The sequence below is a fragment of the Teichococcus vastitatis genome (genome assembly GCF_003604215.1).
Classification (GTDB): Bacteria; Pseudomonadota; Alphaproteobacteria; order Acetobacterales; family Acetobacteraceae; genus Pseudoroseomonas; species Pseudoroseomonas vastitatis.
In genome coordinates, this window is the sequence record NZ_QXGS01000143.1 from 1 (window position 1) to 1,497 (window position 1,497).

The 1,497-nt window shown below is 68.3% G+C and carries 1 protein-coding gene; it reads left to right on the top strand.

The window, feature by feature from the left end; translation table 11 throughout:
• Positions 1–150 precede the first annotated feature (150 nt).
• Positions 151–1,379 (top strand): IS3 family transposase gene (locus D2K64_RS23535; protein WP_120010838.1). Its coding sequence is split into 2 segments (ribosomal slippage): positions 151–496 and positions 496–1,379, totalling 1,230 coding nucleotides; the frame shifts between segments, so codons are not numbered across the junction.
• Positions 1,380–1,497 lie beyond the last annotated feature (118 nt).

A 1,497-nucleotide genomic window follows, 5' to 3' on the forward strand; every position in this document is an offset into this window, starting at 1 on the left:
CGCGCGGACACCAGGCTCAGCAGCGCGAGCTCATCCTGCGCGTCCTCACCCACAACCTCATGATCCTCAGATCCCGGTGGAGCGGCCCCCATTTCGACCGGACATGGGGCGTAGCCGCGAGGGCCTAGGCTTACGCCTGGGCATACGCCTATGCCGAACGATCCGACGCGCGTTGAAATCATCACCGGCCGTGAGCGGCGACGTCGCTACAGTGCCGAGCAGAAGCTCAGGCTGGTCGAGGAGACCATGCAGCCGGGGATGGCGGTCTCGGCCCTGGCCCGCCTGCATGGCGTCTCGCCGAGCCTGCTGTTCGGATGGAGGCGGCGCATGAGCGAGGGCGGCAGGGCCGCGATCCAGGCCGACGACGAAGTGGTGGCCGCGGGGCGGTTGCGCGAGTTAGAGGGCCGCATCCGTGACCTGGAGCGCCTGCTGGGGCGCAAGACCATGGAGGTGGAGATCCTGCGGGAGGCGTTGAGCGCCGCCCGGGGGAAAAAGCCCCCCTGGCAGTTGCCGTCGCCGCGACCGGGCGGTTCCCGGTGAAGACCGTCGCTGGCACCCTGGGCGTGGCCCGCTCCAACCTGGTCGAGCAGCTCCGCGGCCCTGCAAAGCCCCAGGGTTGCTATCGGCGTCAAGGCGATGACGAGCTGCTCGCGGCCATCCGCCAGCTTACCGATGCTCGGCCCACCTACGGCTACCGCCGGATCACAGCCCTGTTGAACCGCGCCCGCCAGGCCTCGGGGGCTGAGCCCCTGAACCACAAGCGCGTCTATCGGCTGATGCTGCGGGGCGGATTGCTCCTGCAGCGCCACAGCACTGGGCGGCCGATCCGGGCCCACGAGGGCACGGTGGTCGCCCCGGCATCGAACCTGCGCTGGTCCTCCGACGGGCTGGAGATCCCGTGCTGGAACGGCGAAGTTGTCCGCCTGGCGTTCGCCATCGACACCCACGACCGCGAGGTCATGACCTGGGTCGCCACCACCGGCGGCATCCGCGGCGAGATGATCCGCGATCTCATGCTAGCCTGCGTCGAGCGGCGGTTCGCGGCTGTCCGGGCGCTCCACCCCGTGCAGTGGCTCGCCGACAATGGCTCGGCCTACGCCGCCCACGACACGCGCGACTTCGCCTTGGCGCTGAACCTGGTCGCCTGTTTCACGCCCGTCCGCAGCCCAGAGAGCAATGGCGTCAGCGAGGCGTTCGTGAAGACCCTCAAGCGCGACTACGCTCGCATTCATCCCCGACCCGATGCCGCTGCCGTCCTCCAGCAGATCCCGGCCTGGATCGAGGACTACAACGAGGCCCACCCCCATAAAGGCTCGCGGATGCGCTCACCCCGTGAGTTCATCCGTGCCCAGTCTCAACCAGCCCCGTGTCCGGTTTGATGGGGGCAACTCCACCCGGCCAGAAAGGTCTCAACAGAGCAAGCGCCTTTCAAAACCTGGAAAAGCGGCAAGGCTGCGCCGATCTGCCGGTCATGGCGAAGCCCCTGATCTCGGATGA